Below are 17,340 nucleotides of genomic sequence, written 5' to 3' on the forward strand. Positions count from 1 at the left end.
TGAATGATTGAAATAAAGGGAAAATATAATAGTGCAATTGTATATACGGAAAACATAGAACCTGGTGCGGTGACTCAGATTGAGACCTTATGCCATCAGGAATTTGCTAAGGACAGTAAAATTCGCATAATGCCTGATGTTCATAGCGGGGTAGGATGTACCATCGGTACAACCATGACCATTGAGGATAAGGTGGTTCCCAATCTGGTTGGTGTTGATATCGGTTGCGGCATGGAGGTTGTAAAGCTTAAAAGCAACCATATAGAGCTTCAGAAGCTAGATAAGCTTATCTATGAGAAAATACCCAGTGGATTTGACATAAGGGATAAGGAACATAAATATAACGATGAAATAGATTTGAACCAGCTAAGATGTAGAAGCAAAGTCAACCTGAAGAGGGCGAGGCTCAGCATTGGCACACTTGGAGGAGGCAATCATTTTATAGAAATAGATAAGGACAGCGAAGGCAATCTTTATCTGGTTATCCATTCCGGCAGCCGCCATCTGGGTAAAGAGGTGGCAAGCTATTATCAGGAAGAAGCCTACAAATCATTGAACAGCAAGACAGATATACCTAAATCTTTGGCTTATGTTTCCGGAGAGCTTTTTGATGATTATATCCATGATATGAAAATAATCCAGAAATTTGCTGATCTCAACAGGAAGGCTATGGCTGAGGAAATAATAAAGGGGATGAAACTTAAGGTTGCATCAAGCTTTACAACTATTCACAACTATATAGATACAGAAAACATGATCTTAAGAAAAGGAGCCGTATCGGCACAAAAGGGAGAGATTTTATTGATACCTATAAATATGAGGGACGGGAGTTTGATTTGCATAGGAAAAGGAAATCCGGAATGGAACTTTTCAGCTCCCCATGGAGCAGGCCGCATTATGAGCCGGACACAGGCTAAAAATTCTCTTACTCTCCCTCAATTTAAAGAGACTATGAAGGGTATTTTTACTACATCGGTGAATAAGGATACTCTCGATGAATGCCCTCTTGTATACAAACCTATGGATGAAATAGTAAATAATATCGCCGATACGGTGGAAATCACGGATATCATTAAACCTATATATAATTTTAAGGCGGCAGAATAATATGCAATTTAATGATATCATCAAAAGAAATAGGAGGAGTAAGAATGAATTTTGATGTTGTGGTGAACAGAAAGCAAACAGGTTGTGCAAAATGGGATGGTTTAAAAGAGGTATTCGGAAGAGATGATGTTTTACCACTTTGGGTTGCGGATATGGATTTCAAATCGTGTCCAGAAATCATCGAAGCAATAGTCAATAGGGCAGAACATGGAGTATTCGGATATCCTCATGTTTCATCCAAAGTATATGAACCATTCATAGAGTGGAATAAAAGAAGAAACAACTTGGATATAGAACAGAAATGGATACTTACCTGTCCTGGAGTTGTAACAGCATTTAACCTTGCTGTACATGCCTTTACAAAAGAAGGAGAAGGGGTCATGATACAGACTCCCGTATATCCGCCGTTTCACAGCAGTGCCAAAAATAACAACAGAATATTAATTGAGAATCAGCTTGTTGAAAATGAAGGATATTACACCATAGATTTTGAGGACTTTGAAAAGAAGATAAGGGATAATAATGTAAAATTATTTATACTGTGCAACCCTCATAATCCTGTGGGAAGGGTATGGACTAGAGGAGAACTGGAGAATATGGCGGAAATATGTCTCAAATATGATGTGAAAATATTCTCCGACGAGATCCATTCAGATCTGATTTTGAAAGGTAACAAGTTTAATTCCATTTTATCCTTGGATGAAAAGTACAGAAGGATGGCAATGGCAGCTATGGCACCAAGCAAAACCTTCAATATAGCCGGTCTTACTGCTTCTATAGTGCTGATACCCGATGAAGATATGAGGAAGGCATATAGTAAAGCAAGTCAAAGCATGCACATAGGAATGCTCAATATATTCGGACTCACTGCCTTGGAAGCTGCATATAGATATGGGGAACATTGGCTGAAGGAAGTGATGAACTATATAGAAGGCAATTTCGACTACATGATAAGCTACATACAAGAGAACATTCCCAATGTGAAGTGCAGGAAACCGGAAGCAACATATTTGGGATGGCTGGATTTTAGAGCCATATATCCAAAGCAGGATGATTTGAATGATTTCTTGATAAATAAGGCCAAGGTAGGATTAAACAGTGGATTAACCTTTGGAAAACCGGGAGAAGGATTTGCAAGAATTAATGTGGGATGTTCGAGGGCCATATTGGAAGAAGCCTTAAACAGAATAAAAGCCGCACTGTAAATATGTTTTGCTTTAAATCTGAATAAAAGGGAGAAGGCGAAAATTGTGGGGACACATATAGGAGAAATAGCTGCATTGATTACGGCAATATGCTGGACGATTAATGCCGTTGCCTTTGAATCTGCAGGCAAAAAGGTAGGTTCTTTGTCGGTAAACTATATAAGATTGTTTATTGCTTTCCTTTTCCTTAGCATATCTTCATATATGACTAGGGGGCTTGCCTTTCCAACGGATGCGACAAGTCATACCTGGTTTTGGCTCCTTATATCCGGTCTTATAGGCTTAGTATTGGGAGATTTGTTTCTTTTTCAAGCTTATGTGGAGATCGGCTCCAGAATATCTCTGCTTATCATGTCAGCAGCTCCTCCTATCACGGCATTGGCAGGATTTTTCATCATGGGGGAAAAAATTTCATTCTTGGGCTTAGTGGGTATGTTTACTACCATGGTAGGAATATGCCTTGTAATATTAAGCCGAAATCCGGAGGAGAACAAGGTTCAATTCAATCGTCCGGTGAGAGGAATTATATATGCCGGTTTGGGAGCTTTAGGACAAGCCTTTGGTTTAATACTCAGCAAGCTGGGCATGGGTTCCTACAATCCCTTTGCAGCTACACAGATAAGGACTATCGCTGCAATCATAGGATTTACCGTTATCATTACAATCAGGCATAAATGGTCGGAAATAAAGGCTGCCTTTGATGATAGAAAAGCCATAGGTGAAATAGCCATAGGTGCTGTATTTGGCCCCTTCATAGGAGTAACATTCTCTCTGCTGGCGGTTCAATATACTGCTACGGGAATTGTTTCATCCATCAGTTCCATATCTCCGGTGTTGATAATACCGGCTTCAATTGCAATATTTAAAGAAAAGGTTCTGCCAAGGGAAATATTGGGGGCTGTTGTTTCCATAGTGGGAGTGACTCTACTTTTCCTATAAGAGGTGAAAAATTATGGATTACATGATGAAAGCAAAGGATGGATTAGAGATATACGTCCGACGCTGGGACAATGTGGAAGAACCAAAAGGAGTGGTTCTCATATATCACGGCATGGCTGAGCACGGCGGAAGATACCAGGATTTTGCAAAGCATCTAAATGCCAACGGCTATATTGCATATGCAGATGACCACAGAGGCCATGGCAAAACTGCCAATAGCATTGAAAATCTGGGGTATATAGGAGAGGACGGATTTAATAGAATTATAGAGGATGAATATGATTTGATGAATGACATAAAGAAAAAACATCCAAATTTGCCTGTGGTAGTTCTTGGACACAGCTTTGGCTCCCTTTTGGCCCAGGATTTCATAACCAGATACGGCAATGACATTTCCGGTGTCATATTATCCGGCTCCACAAAAAAAGAAGGAATGCTCATATCTGCTGGTATAGTAATTACAAGTATATGCAGCAAATTATTTGGAAAAAGAAAGAAGTTAAAGTTATTGGATACCATAACATTCTTTAATTATAACAAGGGCATAGACAATCCTAAAAGCAAGTTTGCATGGCTTAGCCGGGATGAAAATATAGTAAGAGAATATGAGGAAGATCCTTACTGCGGAACATTATTCCCTATAGCCTTTTTCTATTATTTATCAAGGGCTTTAGGGCCGTTGTATGACCATAGCAAGTTAGCAGCAATCCCTAAAGATTTACCTATATTCATCATATCAGGAAGTCAAGACCCCTTTGGAGAATATGGGAAAGGTCCAACAAAGCTTTACAAAATGTATAAAGCCTTGAACATAAAAGATGTAGAGCTAAAGCTCTACGAAGGAGGTCGCCATGAGATGATAAATGAAATAAATAAAGAACAGGTCTATGAGGATATAATCCATTGGCTTGACCGTATTATTGCCGATTGATTTCAGGTACTGCAGCAGCTCTGATCCAGCCTATTTCATAAGAGATATCATCACTTTGGTAAACGATTAACACCCAATCCTGAGTCTCAAAGGGCAGGGTTCAGCAGGGATCAAAGGTTGTTACTTCACCTACTGCCAAAGCTTCCACTACAGTACCTGCTTTCAAGGTGGCAAGTGTTTCGGAGGTTCCTGTAGGCATGAGTTTGAATGAAGTATCTTCTCCTATTTTCACATTACCTTGGTAACCTTTTACATATTTGATTTTGGCAGGTGCGCCAATGGAGTCTAATTCAAGGGTTAGTTTAGCATTTTGATCAGTAAGAATGTTCATCTCCGATTCTAAAGCTTTAATTTTTTTTTCTGACTCAATAATCGCTTTGCCTAGTTCTTCAAGTTGAGTCTTTGATTGGGAACAGCCGGTCAAAATAAAAAGCGAAAAGACAGCAATGAATATCGTCATCAGAGCATATTTATGTTTCATTATTTTTGTCATGATTTGACCCCCTTGAAAATAGTTTTAATACAAAATATCTTTATTTTATTTTAACATATTATTCCGGTATTGTATTTCCCATTATAAATAAAAGTACGAGATTTTGCTAAAATCTCGTACTTTTAACTAGGCTTATGAACTATTGTACTCTGTACATGCCGTTGCTTTCCATGTATTTGAATATAGCTTCCCCATGCTTTTGTTCTTCTTTTTGGATATGGTTCAGTATATCACGAATTTGGGGATTGCTGAATTCGAATATGGTAGTATCGTAAGTTCCTGAGACATATTTTTCTGTCATCAGCATATCTGTACACATATCTGCATCTTTGTTGGTTCCGGTGAACTGCTGTGTATTGTTCATATTATTCATGCTGTTTCCAGTGTTTTGTGAACCCATGTTCTGCCCGGAATTCTGATTTTGCTGCTGATTCATCTGAGGGAGCTTGCCGCTTAGCAATTGGTTGATGGTATCAAGATGGGTTCTTTCCATCTGAGCATTATTGGTGAATATTTGTTTTAGTTGAGGGCATTGAGTTTGATTAGCATAGTTTGTATACTTTTGTATACATATCTGCTCGTGATTTTTTTGATCTTCCAAGAGCATTCTTTCTTTTTGTGACAACTGTATTTGCATGTTATACACCTCCAATACTATTCTGTATAAATTTCACTTTTTTATACCATAGAAGGATGTTCTAAAGCTTTTTGACTGTATTAGGATTTTTGCATATTTTATATGTACATAGGTAGGTTTGAACATTAACTGTATTGGGTTGATTATGGAAGTATAAATTGTTTGATTTCAGAGATTAATACATAGTATGGAATATACAATATTGATAATATTAATAATTAGTATATTAGAAATCTATATATTGACAAAGTGTATTTTATTGATGTACAATAATGCATAATTCTTAAAAATGTTGTTGTAATGGCTATGAAAAGGACAGTAGCAAGAGATGATGCATCCAGAGAGATAGTCGGTTGGTGAAAGACTATCTGCAGAGCTCTTGGCGAAGATCACCTTGGAGCCGGATGCCTGAAATTTAGTAGGGCATTCCGCAGTAATGCGTTAAATTTACCGAGTGACAGTCTATTGCAGACTGTAATGAGGGTGGTACCGCGTGTCCAAACGTCCCTATGGCTTTTGCCATAGGGTTTTTAATTTACAATATAAGAGCAAGGAGATGAGTCTGATGAAATTTAAACCTCTTTCGGAAAAACCGGTAGCAGAGAGAGAAAATGAGATAGCTAAGTTTTGGAAAGAGATAGATATTCTCAACAAAGTTGTTGAAAATAGAGAAGGAGCTAAACCCTTCATATTCTACGAGGGACCTCCAACAGCCAACGGCAGACCTGGAATACATCATGTAATTGCAAGGACTTTGAAGGACTCTGTATGCCGATATCAGAGCATGAAGGGATATCAGGTTAAGAGAAAAGCAGGTTGGGATACTCATGGACTGCCTGTTGAAATAGAAGTTGAGAAACAGTTGAAACTTTCCAACAAGCAGGAAATTGAGGAATACGGAATAGCAGAGTTCAACCAAAAATGTCGTGAGTCTGTGTTCACATATGAAAAACAGTGGAGAGAAATGACAGAGAGAATGGGATATTCCATAGATTTGGATCACCCGTATATAACATTGGACAATGATTATATAGAAACTGAATGGTGGATACTGGACAAATTTTTCAAAGAAGGCCTCATGTATGAAGGTCACAAAATATTGCCATACTGCAGCCGCTGCGGTACAGGTTTGGCTTCCCACGAAGTAGCCCAAGGATATAAAGAAGTAAAAACCAATACTGTAATAGTAAAATTCAAGAGAAAAGATGCGGATGAATACTTCCTTGTATGGACCACTACACCTTGGACTCTCCCATCCAATGTGGCATTGACCGTGAATCCTGAGGAAACTTATCTAAAGGTTAAACAGGACGATACCATATATTATGTAGAAAAGCATCTTGCCAATAAGGTTCTGGGAGAGAACTATGAAGTATTGGAAGAATTAAAGGGCAAGGATTTAGAATACATTGAGTATGAACAGCTTATGCCTTTTGTGGAAGCTGACAAGAAAGCGTTTTATGTAACTGTTGCAGATTATGTAACTACAGAAGACGGTACAGGTATAGTTCATACTGCTCCGGCCTTTGGTGAAGATGACTACAATACAGGTAAAAGATATGATCTTCCCGTATTACAGCCTGTTGACGAAACAGGTAAATTCACCACAACGCCTTGGAAAGGCATGTTTGTAATGGATGCGGACTTGGACATAATAAAATGGCTGGCCCAGGAAGGAAAGCTTTACAAGAAAGAAAAGATAGCCCACAACTATCCTCATTGCTGGAGATGCCAGACGCCTCTATTGTATTATGCTAAGCCCGGATGGTATATAGAAATGACAAAGCTGAGAGACCAGCTTGTAGAAAACAACAAGAAGGTTGAATGGTATCCGGATTTTATAGGAGAAGGAAGATTCGGCAACTGGTTGGCAAATGTAAATGACTGGGCCCTATCAAGAAACAGATACTGGGGAACACCTTTGAATATCTGGAAATGTGAATGTGGACATGTAACCTCTGTAGGTTCAAGAAAAGAGTTAGTTGAAAGAGCCATAGAGGATATAGATGAGAGCATTGAATTACACAGACCTTATGTGGATCAAGTGCATCTGAAATGTGATAAATGCGGAGGCACAATGACAAGGGTCACTGAGGTTATAGACTGTTGGTTCGATAGTGGTTCCATGCCTTTCGCACAGCATCACTATCCCTTTGAAAACAAGGAAAACTTCCATGAATTATTCCCCGCAGATTTCATATGTGAGGGTATAGATCAGACAAGAGGTTGGTTCTACTCCCTTATGGCTATATCCACTTTTATAATGGGTACTTCACCTTACAAGAGGGTATTGGTAAATGACTTGATACTGGATAAAGACGGCCATAAAATGTCAAAATCCAGAGGCAATACAGTAGATCCTTTTGATATGTTTGACAAATACGGTGCTGATGCACTAAGATGGTACCTTCTTTATGTATCGCCTGCATGGACACCTACAAGGTTTGATGAAGAAGGCTTAAAGGAAGTTTTAAGCAAATTCTTTGGTACCTTGAGAAACGTATATTCCTTCTTTACTCTATATGCAAACACAGACGATATAGACCCAAGGGAATTCTTCATAGAATATAAAGACAGACCTGAATTGGACAGATGGATACTTTCCAAGTACAATAACTTACTGGCTCAAATCGAATATGAAATGTCCATATATGATCTGACAAAGACAGTAAGGAAAATACAGAACTTTGTAAATGAGGATCTTTCCAACTGGTATATAAGAAGATCAAGAAGAAGATTCTGGGCAACGGAATTAACAGATGATAAAAAAGCAGTTTACAATACAACCTATGAAATACTTGTTGGATTGACAAAGATAATTGCTCCATTTGCACCATTTATGGCAGAAGAAATGTATAGAGACCTGACAGGAGAGATGTCAGTGCATATGGCAGATTATCCTGTATCCAATAAGGATCTACTGGAGCCCCACATTGAGGAGAGAATGGATCTTGTTAGAGACTTGGTAAGCTTGGGCAGAGCCGCCAGAGAAAAGGTAAAAATAAAGGTAAGGCAGCCCATTGCAGAAGTATTGATAGATGGCAAATATGAAGATTTGATAAAGGATCTCGTTCCTTTGCTCCAGGAAGAGCTAAATGTGAAAAAGGTAATATTTGCAAAGCATCTTGATGAATATATGGAATTTAGCCTGAAGCCAAACTTCAAGGTTGCAGGCCCCATATTTGGCCCTAAGATCAAGTTGTTGGGTAAAGCTCTGGCAGAAGTTGACGGAGCCGAAGCAGTTAAGAAGCTTGAAGCAGGTGAAACCCTCAAGCTGGAGGTTGACGGAGAAACCCTTGACGTGGTTAAGGATCATGTCCTCATCACCATAACAGCCAAGGAAGGTTTCACAGTAGCCATGGAAAACAATCTGTTTGTAATATTGGAGACAACTCTTACCCAGGAGTTATTGGATGAAGGTTATGCAAGAGAGTTCATATCCAAGGTTCAGCAGATGAGAAAGAACAATGACTATGAAGTTTTGGACAGAATAAGGATTTACTTCGATGGTGATGATGAAATTGCCAAGGCAGTAGAGGTTCACAAGGATTATATAATGACAGAAACATTGGCTGATGTAGTGGAGCGGGTCAAGGATGACAGCTTGGAGAAACAGGATTTGAACGGCCATATGACAGGAATGAAGGTGGAAAGAGTATAGTAGAAGGCTTGCTTAAGCAAGCCTTTTTCCTTCTGGAAAAAAGACATTATATGCGTTAAAGTATAGATATGAGTAAGTTGCCATAATAAGCAAAGGGGGTTGCAGTATGCAGTACAGAGAATTTGAAAAGCTGGGAGAAAAGCTTTCCGTTTTGGGATTCGGGGCCATGAGACTTCCTGTAGAGGGAGGAGACCAAGGCAATATCAAGGAAGAGGAAAGCATAAAGCTCATAAGATATGCCATTGATAATGGGGTTAACTATGTAGACACAGCCTATAACTACCATAAGGGCAACAGCGAAATACTAGTTGGAAAGGCTTTAAAGGATGGGTATAGGGAAAAGGTCAAAGTTGCTACCAAGCTGCCTGTATGGCTTGTCAATGCATATGAGGATTTTGACAAATACCTCAATGAGCAACTTCAGAAACTGGATTTGGAATACATTGATTTTTATCTATTGCATAGTTTGAGCAAAAAGCAATGGGGAAAAATAAAGGAATTAAATGTTTTTGATTTTGCAGATAGGGCTTTAAGGGACGGAAGGATAAAGCATATAGGCTTTTCCTTTCACGATGATTTGAGTTTGTTTAAAGAGATAATCGACTCCTACGATTGGCACTTCTGCCAGATACAATACAATTATATGAACGAAGATTATCAGGCGGGTACCGAAGGATTGGAATATGCAGCTTCCAAGAATATTCCGGTTATTGTTATGGAACCCCTTCTGGGTGGAAAGCTTGCCAAAACACCTCCAAAAGAAATACAGGATATATGGGATAAGGCGACTGTAAAGAGAACTCCTGCCCAATGGGGTTTGAGATGGGTATTAAACCATAAGGAAGTAGCAGTGGTATTAAGTGGCATGGGCGATATAAAACAGGTGGAGGAAAATATAAAAACTGCTGAAGATGCACTGCCTGGATCATTAACCCAAGAGGAACTGGACTTGATAAAAGAAGCGGCAGAAAAATTCCAATCAAAAACTGCCATAGGCTGTACCAACTGCGAGTACTGCATGCCATGTCCCAACAAGGTATGGATTCCATATAATTTTCAGTTATATAACGATTATTACATGTATGACACAGAGGAATACTCTAAGGAAATGTATAGAAAGCTTAAAGAAAGAAATGAAGCTGCATCCCTTTGTGTTGAGTGCGGCAAATGTGAGGCAGCATGTCCTCAGAAGCTGCCTATAATGGAGACATTGAAAAAAGTAGATATACTTTTAAGGGAATAATGATTCATGCGGGGTATATAAGCCCCGCAATTTTTATAACCCATAGGAAAGTGTAATTCTACCTTAATATTAACTTTCCGTAATGGGTTTCAAGAAAGGCTTCCTTGATTGTTAAAATGATATGCTCTCAAAAGAAGCCTTTTTCATCTACGTTAATTATATGAGCCCTAGGAGACGAACAGTTTGGGTTACTATAAATGTTATTGTTATTCCTGCCATAGTAGGTATTAGGAAGGCTGCAAAAGTCCATTTCCAGCTCTTTGTTTCTTTTCTGATGGTCAGAAGAGTGGTACCACAGGGGAAGTGCATTAAGCAAAATAGCATTACATTAATTGCCGTGAGCCAAGTCCATCCGTTAGATACCAGAAGATTTCTCAAGGCTTCCATGCTCTCCAACTCTATCATTGTACCTGTAGCCATGTAGCTCATGATAATTATGGGCATAACAATTTCATTGGCAGGAAGGCCTAATATGAAAGCCATCAATATATATCCATCCATACCCAATAGATGAGCAAAGGGTTGTAGGAAACCGGCGCCGTAATCCAGCAGGCTTATGCCGTTTATGTTCATATTTGCCATAAGCCATATTATTAGGCCAGCAGGAGCAGCCACAACAACGGCCCGACTTAAAACAAATATGGTCCTGTCAAGTATGGATCTTACTATTATTCTGCCCACCTGAGGCTTCCTATAAGGAGGAAGTTCCAGAGCGAAGGAAGATGGAATGCCCTTCAATATGGTTTTAGATAAGATTCTGGATACAAACAGGGTCATTATCACTCCCAAAACTATTACACCGGTTATCGTCAAGGTAGCAATTATTGCCTGAAGATGGCCCTTGGCAGCACCTGCAATGAATATTGTTGTGATGGTGATCAACGTAGGAAAACGGCCATTACAAGGAACAAAGAAGTTTGTTAGAATGGCAATAAGCCTTTCTCTCGGAGAATCGATTATTCTGCAACCAATAACTCCGGCAGCATTGCACCCAAATCCCATGCACATGGTTAAAGCCTGCTTTCCATGGGCACATGCTTTTTTAAAGTAATTGTCAAGATTAAAGGCCACCCTAGGCAAGTAGCCCAGATCTTCTAAAAAAGTGAACAAAGGAAAGAATATGGCCATGGGCGGCAGCATTACGGATACGACCCAGGCAAGGGTTCTATAAACGCCAAGAACCAGAGCTCCATGAAGCCAATCCGGTAGATCATACTTTATAAATAATAATGTTAACTTGTCTTCTATGGCAAAGAGGACATTTGCTATGGCAGAAGATGGAACATTAGCTCCTTCGATGGTTATCCAGAATACTATTCCCAACAATGCAATCATTATTGGAATACCGAATAATTTTGATGTTAATATGTCATCGATTTTTCTATCCAACCGATTATAAGTTTTGTTTTTTATATGCACTACCTGTCTACTTATGCTTTCCGCAAACTTCACTATGCTTGACACTATTTCATCCCGTATTGAGCTGTATTGGATTTGATTTGTTTCTATTCCAGGTATTATATTTAACTCTGCCAGATCAATGTCTAAGTATTTATATATGGATTTAAGTATGGTTTTGTCACCATCTATGAGCTTCAAGCTTACCCATTTGCTGTTGATTTTATTGCTTATCAAAGGTTTTATCTTTTCATCTATAGATTCAATTATGGCTTCAATATTTTTATCATAGGGTATTTTCACCGGTTTTGTTGATATTTCACCACTGCATACTTTATATACTGCTTCCATTAGCTTTTCCAAGCCTTCTCCATTTCTGGCATTTGTTCCTACAACAGGTATGCCTAGAATATCTGATAATTTGTCCAAGTCTATTCCTATGTTCTTTCTTCTTGCTTCATCCATGAGATTGACGCATAGAACTACTTTATCCGTCATTTCAAGTATCTGTAGAACCAGGTTAAGATTTCTTTCCAGGCAAGTTGCGTCAGCTACAACAATTGTAGCGTGGGGATTGCCGAAACATATAAAATCTCTTGCGATTTCTTCTTCCACTGAATTGGATAATAAGGAATAGGTTCCCGGTAAATCTACTAAGACAAAATTTTTGCCCTTGAACTTATAATTGCCTTGAGCAGTTGTAACTGTTTTTCCTGTCCAGTTGCCTGTATGTTGATTTAAGCCGGTGAGACTGTTAAAGACTGTGCTTTTGCCTGTATTGGGATTTCCCGCTAAGGCCAATACTATATCATCTGTGGAACTCAGCTGTATGTTCAACATTTCTTTCAGCGTGCTAATACCCGTTGATTGGCTGGTAAGCCCCATATTGTACCCCCCATTTATTTATAATAATTCTACCAATATTTTTGATGCCTCTTCGGAACGGAGAGCGATTACTGCTCCGCGGATTTCATATGCTATTGGATCACCTGAAGGACTTTTTCGAAGTGATTCTACAATTGTATCTACAATAAGGCCTAAATCCAGCATTCTTCTTCTGATATTACCCTTTGCAGTTATTTCTTTTACTTTGGCGCTTTTGCCACAAGGAATAAGATGCAATGGAACTATATTATTATTCACATTATCACCTCCAAAGCTATTAAAGTTAGCCAATGGTAAAATTGTTATCTATGGCTAATATATGAGTGATATAGGAAATGTGTTACACATATGATTTAAATGAAAAGAATATAATAGAGATTGGGATGTGGTTTCATGAATGGAAATCAAGGTTTTCATACTGTTAGGGGATATGAAATACTGGGCAAACAACAACAGGTATTGTCCCACAGTATGGAAGATTATCTTGAAATGATATATAGAAGCAGTATGGTTGAAGGGTATACGCGCATTAATACACTGGCAGAATTGTTGAATGTTCAGGCACCTTCAGCCACCAGAATGGTGCAGAAGCTGTCAAAGCTAGGATTTGTAAAATATGAAAGGTACAGCATCGTAAGGCTTACCCCAAAGGGAGAAAAAGTAGGAAAATTTCTTCTCGACAGGCATCAGATAATTGAGGAATTTTTAAAGCTTATAGGGGTGGAGGACAAGTTGTTAAAAAACGTTGAACTTATTGAGCACAATGTTACTGTGGATGCCCTTAATAAAATAGAGATGTTGAATAAGTTCTTTAATACATATCCGGAAACATTGGAAAAATTTATGGAATACAGGATGGCATGTAATAAAAAAGAAAATGGAACTTCAGGAACAGTCCCTTATGAATCAGTTTAAAAAGACTGCGATTGCAGATTCTTTAATGATTCATGCGGGGCAAACCAACCCCGCATTTCCAATCTAAGATCTTCCGTTTTGAAAAAGGTCTATGCCGCCAAGAGCCATATGGGCGAGACCTAGACCTATGAGGCCTGCTCCTATTGCGACTCTTGTATCCCTTTTGGTCATGCCATGCTTGCGCATGTCTTTAACCCTCATTGCGGTACCAGTGGCTGTAACTGCAGTACCAAGTAATGTAGGGATCAATCCTTCGCGCATAAAAAACCTCCTCAATATGAAGATTTAGATTTGCAAGTAGTGTTTGATATTCTGCGTCCTAATATACTAGGAACTATTGAGAATCGTCTTTAGCGTAAAAATTTTTAAGCCCAAAGGATTCAAAAACCTTTTTAATGTAAAACAAAGTTTTTTCCCTGGCTTCCTCTTCAGAATAGCTGGTTTGGTTTTTGACCAGTCTCGTGAGCATACCTTGATACATAAGCAATACCATTTCGTTTAGTTTATCCACATCTTTTGCTTTAATATAAGCTGCATTTATGCATGGCTTAAGCAATGTGAGGTTTCTTTCATATATGTTCTCCCCCAAAAGCATTGGCTTAATATCTTCCTCAGTATCCTCCAATTCTTCTGGAAATATTGAATAATAATCCTTTATAGAGTGGTTCAATTTGCTACTGTGTTTTCCAAAGAATATTTCATTGTAAATTTTAGGCATACTATAAGAATGACGGCAAAAGCACTCCCATACCTTGAAATACCTTTCTATTGGATTTCTGACGTCTTTCGTATAACATTTCAAATCGTATATATAATCCTTAAGATAACTTAGTGAAGCATAGAAAGTTAGATGTTCCAAATCTTCAAAATAATTGTATAGTGTAGCGCTGTTATAGCCTGCTATGTCTGCCACCTCACGAACTGACAAGGCTTCTATGCCCTTTTCATCTATTATCTTCTTTGCTGCATCGATAAAATATCCCATCATTCTTCTTTTTTGTAAAGTTTTCTTATCCACATTCATCTTAAATACCTCATTCATTAGACAGAATTCAATAATAATTATAGCATGTGAATTACATATTGAAAAACATACAATTTTTCTAGGGCTAAGAAAGCATAACCATATATAATCACGATTAAAAAATAAACAAGTTTACATTATAAACTATATTATGTTACAATTAAAATATCACAAAATTAACACAATTATGCTATTGAAAAATAGCATTGGAAGGAGTGGAAAAATGAGACTGGAAATTGGAAATTTCTATGTAAAGGACATGGTGTTTGGAGCTAAAACCGAATTCAAGGATGGTCTTCTGACTATCAACAAAGAAGAAGCTCTGAGAGTTGTTTTTGAGGACGAGCATATCACAGAAGCAGATCTTTATATTGTGAAGCCTGGAGATATGGTTCGTCTGGTGCCTGTAAAGGAAGCTATTGAAGCAAGATGCAGGATAGGCGGTGGACCTGTATTTCCGGGAGTGACAGGAGAACTCATGCAGACAGGAAATGGCAAAATCCATGCCATTAAGGATTCAAGCATACTTGTGGTAGGAAAGCACTGGGGCGGTTTCCAGGACGGACTTATAGATATGGGCGGAGAAGGAGCTAAATATACTTATTATTCACAGCTGAAAAACCTGGTTCTGGTTGCAGATACCGATGAAGATTTCGAGAAGAGAGAGCAGCAAAAGAAAAATCATGCCCTGAGGTGGGCAGGTATGAGACTTGCTGAATATGTAGGCAAATGTGTTGAAAATCTTGAACCAGAAGAAACAGAAGTTTATGAACTGGAGCCTATAACGAAGAGATCAGCAGAAGTAAATGCACTTCCAAGCGTAGTCCTTGTTCTTCAGCCTCAGTCACAGATGGAGGAATTGGGATATAATGATCTGGTTTATGGCTGGGACTGCAACAGAATGCTCCCAACCTTCATGCATCCTAATGAGGTATTGGACGGAGCCATGATATCTGGTTCATTTATGCCTTGCTCTTCAAAATGGTCAACTTATGATTTTCAGAACTTCCCTATGATAAAGAGATTATATAAAGAACATGGAAAGACTATTAACTTCCTCGGGGTTATAATGTCAAACCTGAATGTTGCTCTTGACCAGAAGCAGAGAGCTGCACTTTTCGTGGCACAGATGGCAAAATCTTTAGGCGCTGATTCGGCTATTGTAGCTGAAGAGGGATATGGAAATCCTGATGCTGATTTTATTGCTTGCATAGTTGCCATGGAAGATGCAGGAATCAAGACTGTAGGGTTGACTAATGAATGTACAGGAAGGGATGGTGCTTCACAGCCTTTGGTTGCTTTGGATGAAAAAGCAAACGCCATAGTATCCTGCGGAAATGTATCTGAACTCATCGAACTTCCTCCTATGGAAACGGTTTTAGGAGAGCTGGAATCCTTAGCAAGAGACGGTTTGTCCGGAGGATGGAGCAATGATGCAATATTAGGCCCATCTGTCAGGGAAGACGGCTCAATTATAATGGAAAATAACGCCATATTCTGCGGAGATATGGTTGTGGGTTGGTCAACGAAGACCATGAAAGAGTTTTAGGGAGGTGTAATAGATGAAAAAAGCTATTTTATATATAAACCAGTTTTTTGGACAAATAGGCGGAGAAGAAATGGCCGATTATGCTCCTGAAGTAAGAGAAGGCCTGGTAGGACCGGCTTTGGAGCTTCAAAAACAGCTTGGTGAAGAATATCAGGTTACACATACAATCATATGTGGTGACAACTTTATGGGCTCAAGACAGGAAGAAGCAATAAAAACCATATTAAGTTCCTTGGAAGGAAAAGATTTTGATATATTCTTTGCAGGACCTGCATTCAGAGCCGGAAGATATGGAAACGCCTGCGGAAATATATGCAAAGCTGTTAAAGAAAAATTCAATGTACCAGTAATAACTTCAATGAATGAAGAAAACCCTGGCGTTGAAATGTTCAGGAAGGATATGTATATTTTTAAAGGCGGAGCAAGTGCAGCTTCTATGAGAAAAGATGTAGCTGCTATGGCTAGGTTTGCTAAAAAGCTTATGAATGGGGAAGAGCTTTTTTCGGCTGAAGAAGAAGGCTATTTTGGAAGAGGCATAAGGAGACAGGTTTATCTTGATCCTCCGGTAAATGCAGCAGACAGAGTAATCGATATGCTTCTTAAAAAGATAAGAGGAGAAGAGTTCAAAAGCGAGCTTCCAATACCTCCATCAGACCTGGTACCTATAGCACCGGCTATTTCACCGGATGAATTAAGCAAGATAAAGGTTGCTCTTGTAACCTCCGGAGGCATTGTGCCAGTTGGAAATCCTGACAGAATTCAATCTGCATCAGCAACTAAATGGGGCAAATACGATATATCTGAGCTTGATGATTTGGTAGAGGGGGAATTCATGACAATTCATGCCGGTTATGATCCTGCAGCAGCCAATGCTGATCCTGATGTAGTAGTTCCATTGGATGCTCTTAGAGCTTATGAAAGAGAAGGAAAGATAGGCGGAGTTTATAAATACTTTTATGCTACTGTTGGTACCGGTACCACTCAGGCAGAAGCAGCAAGAATGGGAAGGGAGATTGCTGCAGAACTTGTGGCGGATGGTGTAAAGGCAGTTATACTAACCTCCACTTGAGGTACTTGTACACGTTGCGGTGCAACCATGACAAGAGAAATCGAAAAAGCTGGTATAACCATAGTGCAGATGGCTAATCTGATACCTGTGGCAAAGACAGTGGGATCAAACAGAATGGTACCTACAATATCAATACCATATCCGCTTGGTGATCCAAGCACACCGAAGGAAGTTCAGTTCAAGCTTCGTTATCATAGAGTGGGTGTTGCACTGGATGCACTCACGGCTGACATAAAAGAGCAAACCGTATTCAAAGTTAAAATATAATGAAATGAGGGCTACCA

Annotated in this window: 15 protein-coding genes and 1 other annotated feature; of the genes, 9 read left to right on the plus strand and 6 right to left on the minus strand. The window is 39.0% G+C overall.

Annotated elements, in window-relative coordinates:
• The first annotated feature begins 3 nt into the window (after nucleotides 1-3).
• From BUB48_RS06970 to BUB48_RS06985, 4 genes are read left to right on the plus strand one after another with little or no spacing between them, the layout of a single operon-like run.
• Entirely contained in the window at nucleotides 4-1,107 is a 1,104-nt protein-coding gene (locus tag BUB48_RS06970) for an RtcB family protein (protein ID WP_073025529.1), read from the plus strand.
• A gap of 44 nt (nucleotides 1,108-1,151) precedes the next feature.
• Entirely contained in the window at nucleotides 1,152-2,312 is a 1,161-nt protein-coding gene (locus tag BUB48_RS06975; RefSeq protein WP_073025530.1) for a MalY/PatB family protein, read from the plus strand.
• A gap of 45 nt (nucleotides 2,313-2,357) precedes the next feature.
• The gene (locus BUB48_RS06980) at nucleotides 2,358-3,251 is read left to right on the plus strand and encodes a DMT family transporter (protein ID WP_242944178.1); all 894 of its coding nucleotides are present in this window, start codon (nucleotides 2,358-2,360) and stop codon (nucleotides 3,249-3,251) included.
• 13 nt (nucleotides 3,252-3,264) lie between these two features.
• A complete protein-coding gene (locus BUB48_RS06985; protein WP_073025532.1) occupies nucleotides 3,265-4,182 on the plus strand; it encodes an alpha/beta hydrolase in 918 nt (305 codons plus the stop codon).
• A gap of 100 nt (nucleotides 4,183-4,282) precedes the next feature.
• Here the strand turns inward: BUB48_RS06985 and BUB48_RS06990 are convergent, their stop codons facing one another.
• Complete coding sequence (locus BUB48_RS06990) at nucleotides 4,283-4,675, minus strand: hypothetical protein (protein WP_073025533.1); 393 nt, start codon at nucleotides 4,673-4,675, stop codon at nucleotides 4,283-4,285.
• 139 nt (nucleotides 4,676-4,814) lie between these two features.
• Nucleotides 4,815-5,312, minus strand: a complete 498-nt coding sequence (locus BUB48_RS06995; RefSeq protein WP_073025534.1) for a spore coat protein — start codon at nucleotides 5,310-5,312, stop codon at nucleotides 4,815-4,817.
• A gap of 297 nt (nucleotides 5,313-5,609) precedes the next feature.
• Nucleotides 5,610-5,824, plus strand: a binding site (T-box leader).
• 50 nt (nucleotides 5,825-5,874) lie between these two features.
• On the opposite strand from BUB48_RS06995, the gene ileS reads away from it, so the two are divergent.
• Both ileS and BUB48_RS07005 read left to right on the plus strand, forming a co-directional pair.
• Complete coding sequence (gene ileS / locus BUB48_RS07000; RefSeq protein WP_084524421.1) at nucleotides 5,875-8,973, plus strand: isoleucine--tRNA ligase; 3,099 nt, start codon at nucleotides 5,875-5,877, stop codon at nucleotides 8,971-8,973.
• A gap of 106 nt (nucleotides 8,974-9,079) precedes the next feature.
• Entirely contained in the window at nucleotides 9,080-10,216 is a 1,137-nt protein-coding gene (locus tag BUB48_RS07005) for an aldo/keto reductase (protein WP_073025535.1), read from the plus strand.
• A 156-nt stretch (nucleotides 10,217-10,372) separates the two neighbouring features.
• Here the strand turns inward: BUB48_RS07005 and feoB are convergent, their stop codons facing one another.
• Together feoB and BUB48_RS07015 are read right to left on the minus strand one after the other, a co-directional pair.
• Nucleotides 10,373-12,499: a ferrous iron transport protein B gene (feoB, locus tag BUB48_RS07010; protein ID WP_073025536.1), complete on the minus strand. Its 2,127-nt coding sequence runs from the start codon at nucleotides 12,497-12,499 to the stop codon at nucleotides 10,373-10,375.
• Between the two features lie 18 nt (nucleotides 12,500-12,517).
• Nucleotides 12,518-12,757 carry a FeoA family protein gene (locus BUB48_RS07015; RefSeq protein WP_073025537.1) on the minus strand — a complete coding sequence of 80 codons (240 nt, stop codon included), beginning with the start codon at nucleotides 12,755-12,757 and terminating at the stop codon, nucleotides 12,518-12,520.
• A 135-nt stretch (nucleotides 12,758-12,892) separates the two neighbouring features.
• On the opposite strand from BUB48_RS07015, the gene BUB48_RS07020 reads away from it, so the two are divergent.
• The gene (locus BUB48_RS07020) at nucleotides 12,893-13,414 is read left to right on the plus strand and encodes an iron dependent repressor, metal binding and dimerization domain protein (RefSeq protein ID WP_073025538.1); all 522 of its coding nucleotides are present in this window, start codon (nucleotides 12,893-12,895) and stop codon (nucleotides 13,412-13,414) included.
• A gap of 63 nt (nucleotides 13,415-13,477) precedes the next feature.
• On the opposite strand, the gene BUB48_RS07025 is transcribed toward BUB48_RS07020, so the two are convergent.
• Together BUB48_RS07025 and BUB48_RS07030 are read right to left on the minus strand one after the other, a co-directional pair.
• Complete coding sequence (locus tag BUB48_RS07025; protein ID WP_073025539.1) at nucleotides 13,478-13,675, minus strand: asparagine synthase; 198 nt, start codon at nucleotides 13,673-13,675, stop codon at nucleotides 13,478-13,480.
• A gap of 73 nt (nucleotides 13,676-13,748) precedes the next feature.
• Nucleotides 13,749-14,438 carry a TetR/AcrR family transcriptional regulator gene (locus tag BUB48_RS07030; protein ID WP_242944179.1) on the minus strand — a complete coding sequence of 230 codons (690 nt, stop codon included), beginning with the start codon at nucleotides 14,436-14,438 and terminating at the stop codon, nucleotides 13,749-13,751.
• A 223-nt stretch (nucleotides 14,439-14,661) separates the two neighbouring features.
• Here BUB48_RS07030 and BUB48_RS07035 point away from each other — a divergent pair, with 223 nt between their 5' ends.
• Together BUB48_RS07035 and grdH are read left to right on the plus strand one after the other, a co-directional pair.
• A complete protein-coding gene (locus tag BUB48_RS07035; RefSeq protein WP_073025540.1) occupies nucleotides 14,662-15,987 on the plus strand; it encodes a glycine/sarcosine/betaine reductase component B subunit in 1,326 nt (441 codons plus the stop codon).
• Between the two features lie 13 nt (nucleotides 15,988-16,000).
• Nucleotides 16,001-17,323, plus strand: coding sequence for a betaine reductase selenoprotein B (gene grdH / locus BUB48_RS07040; RefSeq protein ID WP_084524414.1), 1,323 nt, complete (start codon nucleotides 16,001-16,003; stop codon nucleotides 17,321-17,323).
• Nucleotides 17,324-17,340 lie beyond the last annotated feature (17 nt).

This window comes from Lutispora thermophila DSM 19022 (assembly GCF_900142105.1).
Taxonomy (GTDB): Bacteria; Bacillota; Clostridia; order Lutisporales; family Lutisporaceae; genus Lutispora; species Lutispora thermophila.